Below are 19207 nucleotides of genomic sequence, written 5' to 3'. Positions count from 1 at the left end.
ATTCAGATGGGGGAGCATTGAAAACATGGCCGAGAAAAATACTCGCAAGAGAGAAATAACCGATCAACTGTTCAATCTGATCTTTCTGATAGTCACAGTCCTCATAATAATCAGATTCATAGGTTCTCTGGTTCCATCCCTGCGGTTATGGGGCTTCAATCATGCCGGTTATATCAATGGTGGAATTTTCATCTATCCGATATTATTGCTGATTTGTTTCCTGATTTATTCAACCGGTAAACGCCGGAGTGTCATTTGGAAAGACGGCGGCGCGGCGGCGACTGGCTTTTCCCTATCCTTTTTTCCTTACCTGGTAATAATATTGTTTGGGGCAGGTTTTTATTTCTTCAGTACAAAGGCGCATTTTCTCGGTGACGGTTATCAATTGCTTGCGCAGTTATCCGATCCGACCCTGGGGCTGAAATCGGAATCATACGGTGACATGAAAATACATCAATTGCTGGCGGACTTCATTAACGGCAGCGATCCGGCTGGAAGTGTTTATCTCTCATTCAGGTTTGTCTCCATAATTTCCGGAATAATATTTATTCTGACCTTGCTCTGCTACGGCCGCAAAATTGCCACGACAACGTTTTCATCTTATGCTTTCGTCCTGCTTAATCTGTTCGGCGCATCGGTCGTTTTATTTTTCGGCTATGTCGAGACTTACGGCCCGGTCACTGTCTTTCTGAATCTGTTTTTCATATCGGCGGTGGTCTCGATAAAAAATGGCAAAAAGTCAGTAGTACCGATTGTGGCCTTTACCGCCGCAGTTTTTTTCCATAAGATTGCGATGATCTTCTTCCCCTCGCTGTTGATTTATATGATAATGATTTTTTCAGGCGAAAATCTGACGCGGCGGTTGGTATCAGGACAGAAAAACATATTGATCGGACTGGCAGGATTAATAGTCCTCATGTACCTGGCTGTCTCCATCGCCGCACCCTTAAGTATCAAAACAATATTCCTGTCCCCATTCGGGGACCGCTTTACCACCGATGGTTACTTCCTGTTGTCGTTGAAGCATCTTATCGATTACCTGAATCTTGTTCTGTTTTTATCACCATTAATTTTGGTCATTATTTTGATTATAATGAAATGGCCGCCAAAATCGGTTTCATCCGGCATGACGGCATCGTCACTGTTTATTTTTATTTCGGCCGTTATTGGAGCATTGGCCGCCTTTATTATCGAGCCCAAGCTGGGCATGGCCCGTGACTGGGATCTGTTTTCGACCATGCTGATTCCCGCGCAATTAGCCGGCATATACCTGTGGACTGTTTATTACGAATCTAATAAGAGCTTTCAACCGGCCACACTCCTGCTGATAGTCTTGAATCTGTCTATTTTTATCCCCTGGCTGACGCTCAACAATTCTCCCGACGGTTTGAGACGATATGCGATTGATATTATGAAACAAGATCCCAAGCATGGCCGGACCGGGCTTTATACGATGGTTTCGATGCTTCGGGAACAAGGATCACCGGGTGAAGCGGAACAGCTGAAAAAATTCTGCGCGGCTAATTATCCGGAAACTGAAATGGTCCGGCAGAGCGAAGGATACCTTCTGGCGGGCAATCTTGATGGCGCGGAAAAGTTGATCGATAAAGCCATCGAAGAGAACCGGTCCTTTTTCAGGGGTTATCAGCTTAAGGCCAGAGTCCAGCTGGCGCGCGGCAAATATGAACCGGCTTTGGAGAACTTCAAAATCGCCGACGCCCTGAATCCCTACAATTCGGAAAACAACTATTTTATGGGGGACATTTACCAGAAACTTGGCCAACCGGACAGGGCGCTGGAGCTGTTTAGCCGAAGCATCCGTTATGATGCCATCAATCCTTTTCCCTATTTCGAAATCGCCAATTATTTCTATGAGCGGGGCAAGGCAGACTCGGCCCGTTATTACTTCGGCCTTATTCCCGGCAGGGCAAAGGTTTATCCATACGGGCTTTATTACAAATTCGGCCTGAGCGGCCTTAAATTCGGCGATACTTCCAAAGCGATTTTCTTCTTTGACAGGTATCTTGAGGTCGGCGAGGATTCGGCCCTGGTAAACGAAATCTTAGGAATTAAGAGTCGATTGCTTTCCAGATAAAATAATCAATGCCGGAGGCCGGACTCGAACCGGCACGGACCTTGCGATCCAAGGGATTTTAAGTCCCTGGTGTCTACCAATTCCACCACTCCGGCAGACAGCTTTACGGCCGGAAATTACACAGATTCGAATTGAAACGCAAGAGTTTTAATAACGCCCGGAATCTCCATTTGGTGAAGCCGCAGGGATGGAAGTAATGTAAGGTAAAGCAAGAAAGGAAGCGAGTGGATAAGCGCCGCTGTCAGGCAGGTTTTTTCTGTATCAGAACGAAGAGGTGGCCCGAACCGGGCGAAGTGGCATCGGCCACTATTTTCGACCAGATTAATTCAAATCCACAGGCTTTGATCATGCCCAGATTTGTCTCGGCATCGTAATGGCTCCAATACATCCGGGCGCCAAGATAATCTTCGACGATGTCATCTTCCAGATCATCGGCCCCCAAGCATAACAGAGCCAGACCGGATGGCTTAAGCAACCGATAGAAATCATTGAGGATCGCCTCATGCTCTTTTCGGGGAATATGAATAATGGCATAGTAGGAACAGATGGCGTCGATAGTAGCGTCGGGAAAGCTTAATTCCGTGAGGTCCTGGCACACGAACTGTGCCTGTGGAACCAGTTGACGCGCCAGTTGAAGCTGTGCCTCGGCGAAATCGACACCTACAACATCAAAATAGCGACTTAAGTACTGGGCCACAGGTACACCGGCGCCGCAACCGGCATCAAGAACCCGCGCGCCTCGCGGGAGCCGCTGGACAAGCTCATCAAGCAGTCGCACATCTTCGGAATCCGGTTTACGGGTGGCCAGGTAGGCATTGGCAATTGCATTGTATCCGGCCCTGACTGTTTCTTTATTTTTCATATTTTATTCCCGGACCAAGTACGAGAGCGTAATGTCATTCTTAATCAACTTATCAGCTTATCCAGGCGGGCGCGGGAGTCGGTGATCAAGTCGAGCTTCATATCGGCCTGGCCCCAGTACTTGAGAACCTCACGGTAATCAGCAACAGCCGTTTCCGTATCGCCAAGCGCCTCACAGGCCCGGCCATGATAATAAACCGCCGTCATATAACTTATGGCCCGTGAAGTTTGATTCTGGCCTGTCGGAGAAGTAACATTTTCGAGTTCTTTTTTGGCCTCGGCATAATGCCCGGTCAATACATAATATTTTCCAAGAGAGATTCTATTTCCTGTCGAACCCTGATTCTGTTCCTCGACCATTTTACGCGAAGCCTCCATAATTTTGAGCGTATCGCCGACACAAAGCGCGTCAAACCTTTCTTTCAGGACATCCCCAATACCCCACAACTCCGAAGGCAGCCGCGACTTGAAATTCTGGAGAGCTTTTTCGAAGATCTCGCGCGCTTCGGGCTCCGTTGCGGGATCAGCTTTGACCATCATCAGCGGGTAGCTGAAAGACCGGAAGCCGGTCGCCCAGTCGAATCCCTTCTTATTGAAATATAAGGCGCTGTCCAACATTTCCAGGCTCTCATAATAATCGCTGAGAAGGTCGTATTGGCCATAAATAAGGACGCTGTCTCCGGTTGGCTCGGCCAATGCCGCGGCTTTTTTCAAATTGTCCAGCCCTGACCGGAAGCGCCCCTTCCAGATATCGAAGTTGGCCAGATTATAATAATAATCAACCATCAAGTAAGGATCGTCACCATGACGTTCCTTGATATATTCGTTAAATTTGTGCGCCTCGTCGAAATTTCGCTTATGAATCTGAATACTGATCAGGCGGCCCAAAATGATTTCATTATCCGGGAATCTTTGAAGCAGCATCCGGCCTTCTTCCATGGCCTCATCCAGCTTCTGTTGCAGGTAGTAAATCTCCGAGAGAGCCCTGTATCCCTCGGGCGAATCGGGATAATAATCACGCACCAATTTGGCTTTGGCTATGGCTTCATCATATTTCTTCTGTTCCATAAATAATTCCACATAAAACATAAGGGCCAATTGATATTGCGGGTCAAGCAACAGGGCCGTATCCAGTTCGGCCATGGCGCCATCGGTATCGCGCTGCAAAGCGTATTTAAGGACGGCATTAAATGTCCGGCCTTCCTTATCATCAGGATAATTACTTACAAAGGTCTTCATCTTGGTCAGGGCTTCATCGTAGCTGACTTTCAGCCAAAGGTCGGAATAAATATCCAGCAGGTTCTTTTCTTTGACCGGGAGCTTGCTTTCATATTTCTTGGCCTTTTCGAAATATGGCGCACCCTGCATCCCTCTTGCCTGCAAGGCATATGACATACCGATTCTCATATAGGGAAGGGCAAAGGTGGAATCAATCTCCAGAGCCTTCTCGAACAGCACATTGGCTTCGTCATAGTTGCTGGCCGAAAATTTCTCCATACCCTGTATATAGTAGCGAAAGGCTTCGGGAGACGATGACATGAACTCGGAGACGCCCCTGTTATTGGCCAGCACTTCCTGGACATTCAGCGACGTGGCGATCTTCTGAGTCAGGCTGTCCACAAGGGCAAAGGGATCACTCCCTATCACCTTCTCTCCCAGAATTATTTTTCCGGATTCGACTTCCTCGAGACGAGCATCGATGCGGATATTATCCCCCATTTTATAAAACGACCCGGATAGAACAGTGGCGGCACCAAGGGACCTGGCGGCATCGATACATTTCTTATGCACTTCGATTTCGTTGATATTTTCGATTTTATCTCCCAGGCAGTCAAGAACGCGGCTTCGGCTGATTATATTAATCGCCCCGCCCTGAGCCAGGTCGGTCAATAATATTTCCGGTAAACCGGCTTGAAGCCAATCCAGATCGGCATCGCCGGTTTTATTCTGGAAACCGAGAATGGCCATGGCATTTTCTTTGGCCTGAAGGCCGCGCACCTCTGTTGAAGGGCTTTCTTTCCCGGACTTGAATATGATGTACATCGGTATTAGAATGGCAACGAGGACAATGGCTATCCGTTTGGGTCGCGAGAGTTTGAATATATAGCTTCTGCTCATTCCTTCCGGTTTTCCTGCCAGGATCGTGCTGGAATCCGATATAGAACTTTCAAACTGCCGCCTGAGACTCCGGATATCGATGACGAGATCACGGGTATCCTGATAACGATCATTCGGATTTTTCTGCAGGCACTTATCAACGATCCGTTCCAGCTCCGCCGGAATCGATTCATTCTTATCGCGCATGGGAGCATGCTTCGATTCCAGAATTTTGGCCAGGATGGATACTTTCTCCTGGCCCGCAAAGGGAAATTCACCGGTGAACATGCGGTACATCAGAATCCCGAACGAGAATACGTCCGACCGCGAATCCACCGCTTCGCCCCGCGCCTGCTCCGGCGACATATAATTCACCGTTCCCATAATCTTTCCTTCCTGGGTCAGATCATTGGACAGGGAATCGGTGATATCATTATTATCCCCCGCGAAGGTGGCATCCAGCGGTTTGGCCAATCCGAAATCGAGAATTCTGGGATCGCCGTCATCGTCAATGCGGATATTGTCGGTCTTTATATCGCGATGGACAATATTGAGCTTATGAGCCGCGGACAGACCGGCGGCGATTTTTTCGGCGAGCCGCAGCGAATCGGCAATACCCGGCTTGCGCGTTTCCAGATAATCGGTCAGCGACTGCCCGCTGACATATTCCATGACAATGTATCTAAGATCTTTTCCGCTGCTCTCATCCCGGGCGGAATCCAAATCATATATAGCCATGACATTGGGATGTGAATTTTTGGCGGCCGTTCGTGCTTCCCGGATCAGACGCTGCAAACGGTCGGCGTCATCAAGAAACGCCGGCTGAAGAATTTTCAGCGCAATATTGCGGTTCAGTTTTTGATCCTCGGCCAGGTACACCTCACCCATGCCACCCTCGCCGAGTTTCTTGATGATTTTAAAATGTCCGAAAGATTGACCGGCTTCCAACATTATTCTTCCACCTTTTTAATTGCCAAAATGGTTATATCGTCAGATCTGGGCGCATCTCCCATAAAATCATTTATATCTTTCATAAGAATGTCAACTGTTTCCCGCGGTATCTTGTCCCTGGTGGCAACGACAATGTCTTCCATCCGCTTGTCGCCATATTGCTCATCATCCCGTTGTGCCTCGGTGACGCCGTCGGTAAAGATAAAGATCAGATCATCGTTATTCAATTGGACCGTTTTCTCCTCCCAGGCAATTCCGTCGATCACCCCGATAACGATTCCGGTATCCGGAAGGTATTCGATTTCGCCGCCGCTCCGGACCAGCAGGGGATGGTTGTGTCCGGCATTAACATAACGGACCTGATTGCTGTTCGGATCAAGCAGCCCGATCATGAGCGTGGCAAAATCCCCCGGATCGCTGAATTTATACATCTGTTCGGAAACCCTGCGGACAGCCCGGCACAAATCGAAATCGGATGAATCATACAATATCCTGAATGAAGCCAAAATATTGGCCATCAAAAGCGCCGCGCCCATTCCCTTGCCCGATACGTCGGCCAGAAGAAAAAGGGTTCGTCCGTCGGGCAGGCGACTGACATCATACAAATCCCCCCCGACCGAGCGTGATTGCTCCTGAAAGGTGCATAAACGATAACCTTTGGTTTCGGGAGGATTGGTCACGAGGAGATTCTTCTGTATCCCCGAGGCCCGACTGAGCTCGGCATCGATTATCTGCTTCTGCTCTCTTTCTTCAAGAAGTTCATAATTCAGCAGACGTGATGCAATAATATTTCCGAATGTGGCCAGAATCCGGAGATGCTCGTCGCTATAATGATGCCGCGGGCTGTTGGTGTCGACATACAAAATTCCCAGGACCTTGCCCTCATCGAATAACGGAGCGGCCATGGCCGACTTTAATTCCGACATTATGATAGACTGCTGTTGCGCATACAACGGGTCCTGTAGCGGATCACTGATTCGAATTGCCGATTTTTGCGTAATTATCTGGTTAATAATCGTCCGGGACAGTCTGAATTCACCCGGATCACGGCCGCCAGGAAGAAGCTTGGCGGCAGGGTATATGTCGCCGTCGGCCGAGACAAATAAAACAGCCAGTCTTTCTGCCGGAATTACTCCTGCAATCATTCCCAGCGATTTTTCGAGCATCACCTCTCTTGGATCCGACATTACCAGCATTTTGGCCATTTCAAAAATTGTGGGAAGAAGTTCACGCTCTTCAGTGGTCCGCCTCGACATAGGCTTCAAGGCCTCTTCGATTGATAGAAAGACGGAATTCTGTGGTGTCGTCTCGGAAAATTTCAGCCCGGGCTTCGCAGACGCGGCCTCATCCTCGCTGCTAACCGTTTCCAGCCTGAATTCGGTGTGACCGAACATGATCTTATCCCCGATTTTTATCGGAACACGCCCCCTTATCTGATTGCCATTGACAAATGTCCCGTTGCGGCTATCCAGATCGAGCAGGGAAAATATTGCGCCATCTTCATTGACATGAATCTCGGCATGATTTCTCGAGACGGTTTTATGCCTGATGGAAAGTTCCGAGTCAGGATTGCGCCCCACGTGGTATTTCCCGGGTTTTAGTTGAAGAGAATAAAACTGCGTACCATCTGTTCCTAAAATTTTTATCATAATAAATCTTTGTTCCCAGAATTGCTTAAGTTTTAGTTATGCATAGTGATACGCAATCGCGTCACCAATAGCAAAAATATTTTTATAAAATGATTGGCTCAAGCAAGGATAAGATAATCGGGCGGTTATGTCAATATAATTGAAAAATGTGATATGTTTCACGGGCATGAAAAAGGGGCGAAATTTTCGCCCCAAATCATTAATCGTATAGTTTATTTTTTATAAAACAACTTGCCTATTATTATCTCTGCCGGACAAAATCTGGTAAAAGACGACTGTATCAAATTAAACCCGACAAAGGCCGTCAACAGAAACCAGTAAGGCGAAATAAAATAGCCAAGAGCCAACGACGCAGATATCAAAATCCCGGCCAGAAGTCTGATGCTGTTTTCCAAGCTCATATAGAAATCTCCTTAGTAACCATATGTAATTTTTGCATAAATATTGTCATTTTTCTGGAAGGCGCCGAAATCGGTATATTCATGGTTTCCGTCAAATATATTAGCGCCCAGGGTCAGTGTCAGGGCGTCGGTATATTTATAATTGATGGAGAACCGGCCGTAAAAATCTTCATCAGAGGGTGAATAAAACGCGAAACCGGACAGGGTCAGCGTTTCCATAAACATAAGCTTAGTCAACCGACTGGTCAACAGGTGATACATTTCGTCTGATTCAATACTTCCCGGCGGCAGATTCCCGGTATAATTATCGTAATCCAGCATCGTCCTGTTCTGATACTGCAAATTGGCCGTCAGAGTCGAGGTCAACTGGCGCTCGAACCCGATCATGCTGCTGATGGAAGAATTGGGAACCGTCGGATCATAACCGGAAGAGTCATCCCGCGAATCAAAATAGCCTGATTCCAGCCAGGCGATCCCGCCCAGCACCGGCATCCGGGCCGATGCCCCAAAAACATTCAGGCGAGGATAATAGGCCGCCAAATTGGCCATGTCCATTCCGACCGGGTTCTTATAAAACCCGTGATAGAAGTAAAGAGCCACGTCGGCGGAGCCGAAATATCGGCTGAAGCGGGCGGCGATTTCGCCGTTCCTGAATTTGGCCTCCGGCATCCGTCCCTCGAAATAATTATCCTCACCCCCGACAATTTCTCCAACCATCGGATTGAAGTAGCTTAACCTCTCCCCGGTCGGGATTCGATTAGGCGTAAAACGGGGCGTATAAATCAAGGAAAATGTACCCGGACCGGTGTACCAGGCGGCCCGGATGGTGTTCTGCGGGGCCTTTAAGTATTGATCATCGCGTCCGGTAAAAAACGAGCGGTAGTCCTTGGCAAAAAGGTCATTGATAAAAATCAGATCGCCGGTGCCCCAGGTGATGATCTGTCGGCCGATTTTGAAATCCATATTATTGCCGACCTTAAACTTGGCATAACCCTCGCGAAGTTCAAAATCGTAACCGGGATTATTATAATCATCATAAACAAAATCCAACCGCCCGAAAAACTCCGCTCCCTCTGAGTATGATTCCAAGCGCATTTGCAACCGGGATTCGGAAGCCGTCAGGTCACTTGCTGTTGGATTATTGGAATCAAGCCCGCCACCATACAACCCCTGGAGGAAGCCGGAGAGCATTACCTCCCCGGCTTTGGTTGCGGGAGTTCCCATGAGCAAAAGCAGAGCAAAAAGAAGTCCTGAAATTTTATGTATCGACATCGTACGGTCTCCCTCCTCTACTGAATAAACTCGCGCGGCGGGTTCTTGAGATAACGTTCGGTGAAGACATCCTCGTTCATACCGACATTATATTTGATACTGCTGAATTCCACCGTCGAATACTGATTTTTCCGGACATCGGCCATCTTGCGAACAGTCGCTGTCACGATTCCGTCAATTACATCGACTTTCTCCGCCGTAAAAACGCGCTCGAGTTCTCCCTTTTTGTCGTAGTATTCTTCTTTCAAGGGCAGGGAGTTTTCCTTGTCGATATAAGACACTTTACGGGAAAAACCCTTATAAGCTTCTTTGGGAATCGATTCGATAACATATACATCACGATCATTATATTTTTCTTCGCCGATTAACTTGTGATTATCTTCGCTCCAGTGCCGCCCCGAGACATCTTCATAGGTAAAATCGGAACCGACAAAACTAGAGTTCTTGTCGTCGGCCGCGATGCGCTTGACCAGATCGACCGAAGGAATGTACAGCCAGCGGTTATCGGTCGCAAACGGAATCTTGTGAACCATGAAGGTCAGCCGGGAAACATCGCTGGGTTGTTTGAAGTAAGTATAATAATCCTGCTTGCCGCCCTCCTCTATGTCGAGACGCAGCATGGTGAACTCGCGCTGGCGTTCCTTCCCTTTGGAATTAACAATCTTCATAGTAACTTCGGCGGCGCCGTCATCACCGGAATAAAACAGGGCCAGGTGAGATTTCTTCATAATTTCTTCGGCCTGATTATCCTGGGCAAAGAGATTGATCGAACCGGCAATCAGGACCAGTGCCAGAGCAAAAATAATCTTCTGAAATTTCATTATATCCTCCATCTACTTTTTTTCGATATTGTTCAATTTATTCGGTCACTGCAACTTGATGATGTTTCCTTTCGGCGATTTCGATATCGGGAAAAAGGCGCTTGCGCATGACAATGAAAATCGAAGGCAGAAGCAGCATCGTCACGGCCCCGGAAACCATCATAATGGCGAAGAAAAACGAGCTGACCGTGATATATGGAACCAGCGTCGAAAAGAACATCGGCACAAATCCGATCGCAATGACCAGGACATTTCGGCCGATCGCCCGGCCCAATTCCTCGAACAGCAATGGAAATGTCTCATTGAAATCCCCGGTCGTTTCATGAATATACTTAGCTCGTTTAATAAAATGGATGGCAAAGTCAATCGACAAACCGAGCGTAAGGGACGACAGCACCGCCACCGGCATATCGTAAGGTTTACCGATATACCCGATAGCCGCATAGATGGCCATAATGGTGATGCTGAGCGGCAGCATCGAAATCAAACCCAGTATCGACGACCGGAACAGGAATATCATCATGATAAAGACAACCGCGAACGAACTGAGAAGCGCCGAGCGCATGCCACCCACCATTTTTTCCTGCCAGACGACATTGACATAAGGCAGTCCGGCCCAGTTGGCCGCCATTTGGACCGGCGGCGGATTATCGGCCATAAACGCTTTTGCTTCATTAATAACCGAAACCACCGATTCATTGTCACCTTCGCGCAACTGAACCCAGAGATTGGCTTTGGCGTAATCCTGCGTGATAAATTTGAATAAATCATCCGGATCGCCGCCCGAAATCTCATACAGGAACAGGTCCTGCGCCACTTCATCCTGGTTATCGGGAATGGCGAATTTGTCGGGATCGCTGTTAAACATTTCGTAGCGGACTTTTTTGACGACATCGGTCACGCCGGTTACCGCTCCGACCACTTTATTTTTCTCGAGATGCCTCTGCAGCTTCTCGATGTACTTAAGGGTCTCCGGGTCCTTCATGGCATCGGGTTCGCCGCCGTCGAGCACCAGGTAATTCATGTAAGTTCCGGCCAGATGCTGATTGAGGGTCCGGTCGGCCACGCGCAAAGGATGGTTTTTCTTGAACCACTTGACAGGATTGTCATTGACGACAATCAGGCTCAGGCCGATCGCCGCGACCACCATTATGACAGCCGTTCCGAACAGGATGCCCTTGTAATATTTCCAGCTAAAATCACGGAACAGATGCATAATGCGTGACAACAAACCACGACTGTCATCATTATGACCGAAATTACGCAGCGCCTTTTCCGATATCAGCACCGCAAAAGCCGGATTAAAAGTAATCGACAGGAGCCAGGCCACAAAAATACCGAAAGCCACAAATATCCCGAAAACCCGGACCGGCGGAATCGGTGTCAGAGCCAGCGAGAGAAAGCCGACGATGGTTGTAATCGTGGTAAACAGAATGGGAATAAACAACTCGGCGATGGTATTTCTTATGGTTGTCTTTTTATGTTTGTATCTCTGATAACGATCATGAAATGACGAGATAATATGAATCGAATTCAAAACCGCAATCGGTATTAGAAATATCGGTATCATCGAACTCATTATATGAACCGTGTTGCCGGTGAGAATCAACAGGCCCATCGCCCAGATGACCGATGCGATGGCCACGATCATTAGGGCAATGACAATTTTCAGGTTGCGGAAGAACATCAGCATCAGGAGAAAAATAATGATTCCCGCCAGCGGCGCCGAAACCGCCATCTGCTTGAACATTTCGGCGCCGAAGCTGTCCTCCGCCAGCGGCAGTCCGGCTATGAAATATTTTTCGTTCGGAGTCGAATATTTGTCAATTATGGTTTGGATTTCCCCGGCAATACGGTGCGACATGTTTTTTGATTCAATCGGTATGAACATGGCGATGGCCCGGCCGTCATCTGAAGCCAGCTTGCCCCGAAAAATCGGATTATCCTTTATCCGGCCCAGGATATATTTTGCCTGTTCATCGCTTTCAGGTTCTTCCCCGAGCAATGTCGATACCCTCAGGATGCCATCGTCTCCCTGCCTGATATCATCGACCGTTGACGGCGCCATGATGTCATCGACAATAACGCCGTCGATATCGGATACTTCATCGATTATATTATAGACATGAGTCAGGTGCTCCTTTGTAAAGGCGCCGTTTTCGACCACCAATCCGACCGCGACAAAGTCATGTAAGCTGAATTCCTCCTTGACTTCGTGATCAAAAATGCGCGCCGGCTCATGAGCCTCGAGCATGTTCTCGGGATCCGTGTCTATTTTAATATTAGGTAACTGGATGGCGAAGAAGGCCGTAATCAGAACCACTCCGAAAATCACCACCCAGGGATGATTAATAGAATATTCCGTAAGAAATCGTTTCATTTACACATCCTTTCCTGATTTTTTTCCCGCATTTTACCTATTAGATAGGAAAGGCTCGAAAACGATTCAAAATAAATACTATTTTTATCCGAATTGATATAACCACAAGGGATTCAGTAACATGGCGAATATTGGAAATATGCTGAATTCCAATCGATTATTAGGATATCGGACTTGATCAATTAATATTGTCTGGAAAAAAGCAGAGTGATAATAGATGCAGATAAGCGAACCTGAAATAAAGGCCGGCATGGCCTTTCAATCTTTTGAGAGATTATATTTTCAAACCGAATTTTTTATTCCACTTTTTCCTGAGGGCGTCGTTAAGTTTCGATTCGATATCTTTTGGAAGTCTTTCTTTTTTGCCCTCCCGACACAAGACAACCGTCTGTTTGAGCGTATCCACCATAATCCGGCAATTTTTACATTCGCTCAAATGCTCTTCAAGCCGGGCGCAGAGAGTAACATCCAATTCGCCGTCGATATACTCGGCGATTTGCTGAATATGTTTGCTACACCCTTTCATGGTTTTTCTCCCGGAAAATATCGCCCAGCTTTTCTCTCAAAGCAAGTCGGGCGCGCAAAATTCTTGACTTTGTCGCCGGAAGCGACAGCCTAAGAACTCTGGCCACTTCCTTGACCGGCATTTCTTCCAAATATCTCAACGTAAAAGGGACACTGTACTTAAGCGGTAATTCGGCCAGCGATGATTCAATAATATTATTTAACTGTTTACGCTCAAAGAGTCGGTGCGGGTCGCCCCAATCATAAAGTCCTGAATTTACCGTTTCGGAATGCGAATTCGGTAAATAATCATCAATCGGTTTCAGGGCCGCCTTCTTTCGATCCCCGACATGAGCCCGAATATTATTCAGCGCTATCGAATATAGCCAAGTTCCGAACGAAGCTTCCATCCGGAATTTATCTATGGCATCGATTGCCTTCATAAGTGTTTCCTGGACAATATCTTCAGCATCTTCCCGGTTTCCCGAAAGTTTCAGGGCCAGACGATATATTTTGTCTTTATGGTCCTTTATCAGAAGGTTGAAAGCTTCAAAATCGCCGCTCTGCGCCCGTTTTATCAGTGTCTTTTCACTCATTAGACTTGAATTTACTCAAAAGGATTCAAAAAAACAAGATACGATTCCCGGATTTGATTTTCTTTTGGCAGATTATGAATAAAAGTGCACCTTTTGGATAGGAAAAGTTGGAAAGGTGAGAGCCTCACAAACACTTTAAGAGTAAACATTATCTACTTTATGTGATAACCGCAGTCGGGCATTTTTGTGTCAATGATGGAGCGCCGAATACTTACATCCTCTGGCTTCTTTCCCTCGGTTTTCACCGCCGAAAGAACCGCCCTTTGTGCCAACTTTATCATTGACAAATTAACAACAATTTTTAATATTTAGTTAAGAGGAATTTTCTCGCTTGTGTTGGTGTCAGGCAGACTTGAGTAACATAACACTTAATAAACCGCCATACTTAAAATCGTTAAGGTTACATCGGCTGTAACCATGATTAGTGATTGATTTATGAGTTTTTTTGACTTCTATTCTTAACATATTGCACAAACTGTGGAAGGGAGGTGGTGAACGACCAAAACGCAAAATCAGGTTGATTTTGATAAAATCAGCAAAGATTTATTCTTTCTGACAAAATCGACCAATATTCGTCTCAGCGAAATAGGATAACGATTTTGAAAGGAGCAAATATGTCAAGGCAACTATCGGCGACAATTTTAATCTCCCTACTGTTGCTGACTTTTCTGGCTATTAATGCATCCGCCTCACAATCTGCCGATAATAACGTTTGGAAGTACCGGGAATATCTTGAAAAGAATTCCAAAGCCAAGCTCGCCGGAGCCGAGCGGGCACTCAATTATGTTCCCGCGCAGAATGGCGCCAACGCCGCCTCTCTGGGCTTCAGCGACTTCAATGCGGCTTCCCCCGGCATAAATGTTGGAATTACCACCCATGACTTCCAGCACAACGGCCGGACCAATCGGCAGGTTGACTGGCGGGGAAGCCAGGTAGTCCATCTGATTTGGTTCAAGCAGACCGATTTTATTGCCGGCGGTGACGGCGGCACCGGTTATGAAGCATTTGACCCGTCTGATGGAAGTTTCATATTTCAGGGAACGGGCGGCGGCTGCGATATTCATCCCCGTTCGGGCAGCGGAGTCAATTTTTCCGGCTATATCGCCCTGGATGTCGATACCGAAGGCAAGGCGGTCATCGCCAACCATCATGATGAAGGTGCCGGCTATGCCTCCACGGTCTGGTACGACTTTGACGTCATGAACTGCTTCTTCTCACCATACAAGAGAAGAGTTCCCGATTCTACTATGAAATACGGCGTCCCGGCCAATCAGATCACCTCGGGCGAGTTCCGATTTGTATGGCCGGATATGGCTTATCAGGTTTATGACGGCGACACCGTCACGCATGTCTTTGCCATGCAGCTTGAAAATGAAATTGATGAATCCTTTGTTCATTATTTCCGCAGAATCGGTTCCGATACACTCGGCAGCTGGGATTATCCGCCCATGCTTGTCGATACTATCCCCTGTATTTCGCAGATCGTGGTCGCCTCGCGCAACAGCGCCAAGGTGGCTCTGGTCTGGATGGCTCCTCCCGGAGCATACCCCGGTGACCCGGAATCATGGGCTCGTGACTGGGTCGACCCCGGCCTGGGTGTCAACCAGAGAACCAATGACGTCTATATCAAGACTTCCGGAAATATGGGAGCTTCATGGGGCGCCAAACAGAATATCAGCGCCTATGACTCCACCACCGGCGGTTACCTGGGGCACAGCGATATTTCCGCCCTGATCGATACGCAGGACAGGCTCCACATACTATGGGACGCCCGCGTTATTACTGCTCCCGATCCGGCGGTCGGCGGCCTCGGCGCCTATACATATTTCTGGGGATCGCGACTGCTGCACTGGGATGATTTCAACAATGAAATCCGTACTGTCAAGGACGCCAACTGGAATATTGCCGATGACGCCATCAATGACAGCACCTGTACCGGCGGTGCCTGGAATGAAATGAGTATTGTCAAACCGCAGATCGCCGAATGCGACGGTAAATTTTACGCCTTATTCGTGCAATTCCTTGACCTTGACAACGGTAACTATAATGACTGCGCGGCCCTTCGCTGGGGAGGCGCCGGCTATCGTGGAACCGCCAACGGCGAGTTGTATATTTCCGTTTCCGATAACGGCGGTTACAACTGGGATATCGCACGTAACCTGACCAATACGCCGACTCCTCTCTGCGATACCAGCGGAACCCCCTACGCGTGCGAATCCGATCAATGGCCGGCTATCTCCCGCTTTGGAATGCAGGTTGGTGTCTCCGACGACTTCGGTATCGTCCCGGTTGTGGATCCGTCGGGAGGATATTCCGGAGACTGGTATCTTGACGTTCTCTACGTAAACGATAAATTCCCCGGCGCCTGTCAGCAGGATGCCGCAATCTGGACCACCAACCCGGTCAAGTGGTTCCGGGTGCCGTGCGTGGCACCGGTTCCCAACCCGGTTATTGTTATTTATCCCAGAGAAATCGGCGCACCGACATGGGTTAAACCGGGCGAGACGATTACGGAAACGGTCACGATTGAAAACATTGGTAATGCCGAACTGCATGTATCATCCATTTCCACGGTCGAAACAAACGGCGATCCGGGCTGGCTCGATGTCAGTAATTACGGCCCGGTAACAATTTCGCATTTAACCCCCAATTCAATACAATTCAGCCTTTACCTGAATGCCGGCGGAACCATTCAGACCGGACCGGCGGTTGTCTCAGGATATGTCCAGATTGAGTCCGACGCGGCTAACGGTACCGGCTACATACCAATCGATTTGATTGTGGCCGATACGGTGCAGTTCCCCGAACAGATGGATATCCGCACCGACTGCAAACGGCTTATTTTCAGCAATGCCGGTAATATTGGCGGCGCCGGCGGTTATAACGGCAACGGCGGCTACAATATGAACTTCTTCAACGACTGCGATACCACCAATAACGTCTCCGGAGCCGATGACCTGGCCACGGTCTATCTCTATAGCGGCAGTCCGTTTATCTGCTATATTGATGGTGCCGACACGGTCATGAATTATTATATGTTCAATGCTAACTGGCTGGATGCAGACGGCTTCCGCCCGATTGAAAGTCCCTTTGCCGATTCGACCACCTATCCCGATTATCAGTATGGCTATTCCGGTCAATTCCTGTCAAAAGATTCCAATCTTGCCCTGGAATGTGAATATTTCGCCCCGTCACATCCCGATTCATGCAGCTTTATTGTGATGAAACAGCGGATTGTCAACAATTCCTCAAAGACATACAATAATATGTTCTTTGGCGACGCCATCGATTGGGATATTCCGTCTGATTCCGGCAGTGAGAACGGCTCCGATTTTGACGCTACTCGGATGCTGATGTACTGCTATGGCGCCGAGTATGATGCCGACAGCATTGTAAACAATGACTGCGTGCTGGCCGACCAGCGTCTCGGCGGTATGGCGTACTACGCCGGATTCAAGCTGCCGCATACCAGTGAGGTCAATGACAGGTTCCTGGCGCCTCGCGCCATGTGGACCAGGATGAATGCCGATTATGTTTATCCGACAGGCGGCTTCGTCTCGGGCGAGATGTACCGGTTGATGTCCAATATTTCCGGATATAATCCATGGGAATCGAGCGATCCGGGAATGGAAGATTCGCTCTACCAGGATCTTCATATGATTTCGGTCTTTACTCAGAAGACCCTGAATCCGAACGATACCCTGGTTTTTGTCAAAATTCTATCGACTTCGAACTCCGGTTTGATGCCGCTCCAGATGAATATTGACAAAGCCAGAATGTGGATTATGGCACGTCCGGACATCTTCACCTGGCCCGAAGTTTCCGTTACCTGCTGCTGTAATTTGCCCGGTGATGCCAATAACAATGGCGGAGTTAATATTCTTGATTGTACCTTTACCATCGGTTACCTTTACAAAGGTGGCGCGGCTCCACCGTGTCCGGCTGAGGCCGATGCCAATGGTAACTGTTCGATCAATATTCTTGATGTGACCTATACGATCGGTTACTTGTACAAGGGCGGCGCGGCACCCAAGTGCCCTGCTTTGTCATGTAACTTGTGCACCGGCATATAGGCACAATCCTGTTGTGATGCCGTTGCGGGCCTGATCGGAAGGTTTCAACGGCGGAAACGACAGATTAATCAGATCGGGAAGCCGCCTTCGGGCGGCTTCTCTTTTATATTTCAATCGGTGAATATTGAGATCAGACTTTTACATGCAGCCACTGCCCGCGGCGAAAATACATATACAATCCGATTACGGCAATCATTGACGAAACATTTATCGACCACCAGACCGATTCCTGGTTGAAATTAAGAAACTGGGTCAGAACATAAATGGCCGGAATTTGAAGCACCCAGGCATTTCCGGCATTCGTTATCATGGCCGGAACATTCAATCCGACGCCGGCATAAATCTGCTCTATCATTATCAGAGCACCGATAAAGGGAAAACCGAAAGCAAAAATCCTGAGAAGCGCGGCGCCATGACTGACCGTCTCGACCGATTCGAAATAGAGTGACATAATCGATCCGCCGAAGAAATAAACCAGCAGGCCGAGTGCGGTCATGATCCCGATTCCAAGCAATATTGCCTGGCCGGCCGTTTTTTGGGCCCGCTCCTTTTTTTCTCCCCCAAGATTATGCCCGATCAGGGCCGCCAGACCCAAACCGATTCCCACCAGGATTGAAATACCTATGGCCGAGATCTGCATCCCGACTCCATAAGCGGCAACGACCGAATTGCCGAATATCGCAATCATCGGCATGATAATGAAACGGGCGCCCGAGTAGGACATGTCACCTATCCAGGATGGAACGCCGATTTTGACAATTTGGACCATCGTCTTCAATGACATCGGAACCCGGCCCCTCAAATGAAGCGATACATTGGTCACGCCGGTGTACAGAATGCCCATGCCGATAAGGAAAGTCAGAGCGTAAGACGTGATCGAGGCCACGGCCGCTCCAGCCACACCCATTTTGGGGAACCCCAGATAACCGAATATGAACAGCGGATCCAGAAGCATATTCAGGACGGTCGAACCCAGCATGATCCCCATGGCCAGTTTGGGATTGGCAATGCCGCGCATGGCCGTATAAACGGAATAGGTGGCATATGAAAAACCCATTCCCAGGAAAATCACCCGCCCATATTCGATGCCCATGCGAAGTGTCTCATCCCTGGCGCCTCCGATATAAACAAGCTGATCTATAAAGAAATATCCTACCAGCCCGAGCAGCATCCCGCTCAGCCATTTAAGCAGAAAAGTCTCTTTAATCGCAGTCTCGGTCGCATCATATTTTTTTTCGCCGTACCGCCTTGAAATAATCGCAACCGAACCGGTCCCGATCAGACTGTTGAATGAGAAAAAGACCCAGGCGATATTCGAATAAATCGTGACCGCCGCCACGGCCGTCTCACGCTCGGGAAGATGCGACACCCAGTACATATCGACCATGTAATATATGTGGCTGGCCAGGAAACCGATCATCGAGGGAACGCCCATTTTAAATATGGACTGTATAATCGAGCCTTCGGTATAGTCTGTTTTCTTCTTTTCAAGCCTAGTCGCCATCAC

At 48.3% G+C, this 19207-nt stretch carries 12 protein-coding genes and 1 tRNA gene; 2 read left to right on the top strand and 11 right to left on the bottom strand.

The genetic code is table 11. The features are described 5' to 3' along the window. Positions 1-25 precede the first annotated feature (25 nt). Complete coding sequence (locus CVT49_08035; GenBank protein PKK83572.1) at positions 26-2095, top strand: hypothetical protein; 2070 nt, start codon at positions 26-28, stop codon at positions 2093-2095. Between the two features lie 9 nt (positions 2096-2104). On the opposite strand, the gene CVT49_08030 is transcribed toward CVT49_08035, so the two are convergent. From CVT49_08030 to CVT49_07985, 10 genes are all read right to left on the bottom strand, one after another. Then, a tRNA-Leu gene (locus CVT49_08030) sits at positions 2105-2190 on the bottom strand. Between the two features lie 146 nt (positions 2191-2336). Next, complete coding sequence (locus tag CVT49_08025; GenBank protein ID PKK83571.1) at positions 2337-2957, bottom strand: methyltransferase type 11; 621 nt, start codon at positions 2955-2957, stop codon at positions 2337-2339. A gap of 44 nt (positions 2958-3001) precedes the next feature. Then, positions 3002-6004: a hypothetical protein gene (locus CVT49_08020; protein PKK83570.1), complete on the bottom strand. Its 3003-nt coding sequence runs from the start codon at positions 6002-6004 to the stop codon at positions 3002-3004. After that, positions 6004-7653 carry a hypothetical protein gene (locus CVT49_08015; protein PKK83569.1) on the bottom strand — a complete coding sequence of 550 codons (1650 nt, stop codon included), beginning with the start codon at positions 7651-7653 and terminating at the stop codon, positions 6004-6006. Before CVT49_08015 ends, CVT49_08020 begins: the two co-directional genes overlap by 1 nt. Before the next feature lie 212 nt (positions 7654-7865). Further along, positions 7866-8054, bottom strand: coding sequence for a DUF2892 domain-containing protein (locus CVT49_08010; protein PKK83568.1), 189 nt, complete (start codon positions 8052-8054; stop codon positions 7866-7868). Between the two features lie 12 nt (positions 8055-8066). After that, positions 8067-9326 (bottom strand): hypothetical protein, encoded by a 1260-nt coding sequence (locus tag CVT49_08005; protein ID PKK83567.1) that lies wholly within the window; start codon positions 9324-9326, stop codon positions 8067-8069. A 17-nt stretch (positions 9327-9343) separates the two neighbouring features. Then, positions 9344-10159: an outer membrane lipoprotein-sorting protein gene (locus tag CVT49_08000; protein ID PKK83566.1), complete on the bottom strand. Its 816-nt coding sequence runs from the start codon at positions 10157-10159 to the stop codon at positions 9344-9346. 25 nt (positions 10160-10184) lie between these two features. Further along, a complete protein-coding gene (locus CVT49_07995; GenBank protein ID PKK83565.1) occupies positions 10185-12527 on the bottom strand; it encodes an RND transporter in 2343 nt (780 codons plus the stop codon). Between the two features lie 274 nt (positions 12528-12801). Beyond that, positions 12802-13053, bottom strand: a complete 252-nt coding sequence (locus CVT49_07990) for a hypothetical protein (protein ID PKK83564.1) — start codon at positions 13051-13053, stop codon at positions 12802-12804. Beyond that, entirely contained in the window at positions 13040-13627 is a 588-nt protein-coding gene (locus CVT49_07985; protein PKK83563.1) for a hypothetical protein, read from the bottom strand. The genes CVT49_07990 and CVT49_07985 overlap by 14 nt, the downstream gene beginning before the upstream one ends. A gap of 614 nt (positions 13628-14241) precedes the next feature. Here CVT49_07985 and CVT49_07980 point away from each other — a divergent pair. Further along, positions 14242-17700, top strand: a complete 3459-nt coding sequence (locus CVT49_07980; protein PKK83562.1) for a hypothetical protein — start codon at positions 14242-14244, stop codon at positions 17698-17700. Positions 17701-17830: 130 nt separating this feature from the next. On the opposite strand, the gene CVT49_07975 is transcribed toward CVT49_07980, so the two are convergent. Next, positions 17831-19204, bottom strand: a complete 1374-nt coding sequence (locus CVT49_07975) for a hypothetical protein (protein PKK83561.1) — start codon at positions 19202-19204, stop codon at positions 17831-17833. Positions 19205-19207 lie beyond the last annotated feature (3 nt).

The organism is candidate division Zixibacteria bacterium HGW-Zixibacteria-1 (genome assembly GCA_002838945.1).
Lineage (GTDB): Bacteria > Zixibacteria > MSB-5A5 > GN15 > PGXB01 > PGXB01.
The sequence above is the reverse complement of the archived record's forward strand: the minus strand, read 5'-3'. Positions and strand labels throughout refer to the sequence as shown.

Bases quoted from the DNA above. Each gene is read 5' to 3' on its own strand.
- CVT49_08035 (PKK83572.1), top strand. From the start codon at position 26: ATGGCCGAGAAAAATACTCGCAAGAGAGAAATAACCGATCAACTGTTC.
- CVT49_08025 (PKK83571.1), bottom strand. From the start codon at position 2,957: ATGAAAAATAAAGAAACAGTCAGGGCCGGATACAATGCAATTGCCAAT.
- CVT49_08020 (PKK83570.1), bottom strand. From the start codon at position 6,004: ATGTTGGAAGCCGGTCAATCTTTCGGACATTTTAAAATCATCAAGAAA.
- CVT49_08015 (PKK83569.1), bottom strand. From the start codon at position 7,653: ATGATAAAAATTTTAGGAACAGATGGTACGCAGTTTTATTCTCTTCAA.
- CVT49_08010 (PKK83568.1), bottom strand. From the start codon at position 8,054: ATGAGCTTGGAAAACAGCATCAGACTTCTGGCCGGGATTTTGATATCT.
- CVT49_08005 (PKK83567.1), bottom strand. From the start codon at position 9,326: ATGTCGATACATAAAATTTCAGGACTTCTTTTTGCTCTGCTTTTGCTC.
- CVT49_08000 (PKK83566.1), bottom strand. From the start codon at position 10,159: ATGGAGGATATAATGAAATTTCAGAAGATTATTTTTGCTCTGGCACTG.
- CVT49_07995 (PKK83565.1), bottom strand. From the start codon at position 12,527: ATGAAACGATTTCTTACGGAATATTCTATTAATCATCCCTGGGTGGTG.
- CVT49_07990 (PKK83564.1), bottom strand. From the start codon at position 13,053: ATGAAAGGGTGTAGCAAACATATTCAGCAAATCGCCGAGTATATCGAC.
- CVT49_07985 (PKK83563.1), bottom strand. From the start codon at position 13,627: ATGAGTGAAAAGACACTGATAAAACGGGCGCAGAGCGGCGATTTTGAA.
- CVT49_07980 (PKK83562.1), top strand. From the start codon at position 14,242: ATGTCAAGGCAACTATCGGCGACAATTTTAATCTCCCTACTGTTGCTG.
- CVT49_07975 (PKK83561.1), bottom strand. From the start codon at position 19,204: ATGGCGACTAGGCTTGAAAAGAAGAAAACAGACTATACCGAAGGCTCG.